The organism is Endozoicomonas sp. YOMI1 (genome assembly GCF_024606345.1).
Classification (GTDB): Bacteria; Pseudomonadota; Gammaproteobacteria; order Pseudomonadales; family Endozoicomonadaceae; genus Endozoicomonas.
The window spans coordinates 1-2,267 of the sequence record NZ_JAHHPM010000365.1; the positions used below are offsets into that span (position 1 = coordinate 1).

Here is a 2,267-nt window from a genome sequence, read left to right on the forward strand (position 1 = left end):
ATAGTAACTGCCCACTTAGCCAGAAAAATACGATTCCATTTGGCCAACTACTTAGCATGTCATTATGCTTAGTTGAAATAAATATTGAATGGGATCTGACGGGGAGGAACTTTTATAAGAAAGAATAGTCCTAATCATTAATTCCTTAACTTAACAATTCAATGGCTGATCCATATTTTAACTCACAATCCTTGTATTCGGTATTTCAGAAAGCGTATGAGTCTGTTATGTCGAACAGCGGATTGGCTTTTAAAGGCTCGCCGCAGCAAAGTGGTTTGGTATTCGGTCTGCGAGTTGATCAAACGGCACCAAGTAATTATGTAAACCCCTTGATTTCATATGGTGAAAGCTTCCATAACCCATTAAACGACTCCTGTTTTAAAAAAATGCCAGTCAGTGTTATTTATTCTCAAGAATATGAACAAAGCGAGCCGTTAGTCTTATCACATAAACCCAATCCATTGCCTAATAATCAAAATTTTGTTTGTCCATTCTCGGCACCAACGGTGCCAATATCTATTATTAACCCTCAACTAAATGAACAGCTTCAACAAAATACATTTCCTGCAGGAAATAAGTTGGGTGTTAACGCTTCTGCTTCCGGCTTCGGTGAATCTTTGACTATTTCTCATGATAAGGTTTACGCACGGTCCGAGAAACAGAAGGCTTACCGGAAGGCTTACGCACAGTCCGAGAAAGGGAAGGCTTCCCAGAAGGCTTACCGTGAGTCTGAGAAAGGGAAGGCTTCCCGGAAGGCTTACCGTGAGTCTGAGAAAGGGAAGGCTTCCCAGAGGGCTTGCCAGAAAACTTACGAACAGTCCAGGAAAGGGAAAGCTTCCCGGAAGGCTTACCGTGAGTCTGAGAAAGGGAAGGCTTCCCGGAAGGCTTACCAGAAGGCTTACCGTGAGTCTGAGAAAGGGGAGGCTTCCAAACCAGCCAGGGAAAAGTCAGAGAAAGGGACGACTTACGCACAGTCCGGCAAGTGGCAGACTGACCGGAAAGCTTACTATAAAGCTTTCAAGAATACCGGTGATAAAGAACAAGCAAAAATCGCTGGTAAGCAAGCTGTCGCCTTGATAAGAGAATCTAATAAAGCAAAAAATAATGAGCTTGAATCAACCTCGACTGGTATAACACCGGCCGCTTTTCAAATTGCTTGAGCTGTCAGCAATCGAAGGATAAGAAGGTTTTGGTCACTTTCGAGAGAGTAATCAGGTTCTTGACCGTCAGCCGGGAAAAACAATACCCGATCACAATCGTCTTCCACATCCGTGAGGAGCTAGCTTTCGAGGAGTTTTTACATCGTTATTTTTTTTATAATAATAGCAAATCCTTATGCCTTGTTGTCATAAATATTGAGTAGGTTGTGTCAGGGAGGAACTTTTATAAGAAAGAATAGTCCTAATCTTTAATTCCATAACTCAACAATTCAATGTCAGACTCATATTCTGACTTACACTCTTTTTATTCGGCATTTCAGAAAGCGTATGAGTCTGTTATGTCGAACAATGGATTAGCTTATAAAGACTGGTCACTGAAAAGTGGTTTAGTATTCGGACTGCGAGTTGATCAAACAACACCAAGTAATTATGTAAACCCCTTGATTTTATATAATGAAAGCTTTCATAACCCATTCAGCGATTCCCGTTTTAAAACTGCTGGAAGTAATTTTTCAGGTTCAGGGAAATCAACCCCGCAAAGCTCATCAGTTGTTGATATTCATCACAATTCCGTTGAGAATTCCAATCCATTACCTAATAATCACAATCTTGTTGGTCCTTTTTCTGCGCCAGCAGTGCCAGTTTCTATTACTAACCCTCAACTAAATAGTAAACAGCGTCAACGAAATACATCTCCAGCAGGAAATGCGTTGTATTTTAAAGCTTCTGCTTCCGGCGCTGGCGAGTCTCTGGCCATCAATCGTGATAAGGCTTTGGCACAGTCCGACAAATTGAAGGCTGCCAAACTGGCTTGGTCACGGTCCGAGAAAAGGAAAGCTTCCCAGAGGGCTTACCGTTCGTCCGAGAAAGGGAAGGCTACCCGGAGGGCTTATGCACAGTCTGAAAGAGGGAAGGCTGTCCGGAAGGCTTACCGTTCGTCCGAGAAAGGGAAGGCTGCCAAACGAGCCTGGGAAAAGACCCGGAAAATGAAGGCTCGCCAGCAATCTGAGAAAGGGGATGCTGACTGTAACAGCCTCCTGGGAGGCTGTCTCCTGAATAGCTCTTGTTATTAAGGCTTTTATCGTGAGCTTTTATTACTTTATATTT

Annotated in this window: 2 protein-coding genes; both read left to right on the forward strand. The window is 42.9% G+C overall.

Annotation, left to right across the window (positions count from 1 at the left end; translation table 11 throughout):
- Nucleotides 1-578: 578 nt before the first annotated feature.
- Complete coding sequence (locus KDK15_RS13025) at nucleotides 579-1,160, forward strand: hypothetical protein (RefSeq protein ID WP_257295816.1); 582 nt, start codon at nucleotides 579-581, stop codon at nucleotides 1,158-1,160.
- Between the two features lie 710 nt (nucleotides 1,161-1,870).
- Nucleotides 1,871-2,233 (forward strand): hypothetical protein, encoded by a 363-nt coding sequence (locus tag KDK15_RS13030; RefSeq protein WP_257295817.1) that lies wholly within the window; start codon nucleotides 1,871-1,873, stop codon nucleotides 2,231-2,233.
- Nucleotides 2,234-2,267 lie beyond the last annotated feature (34 nt).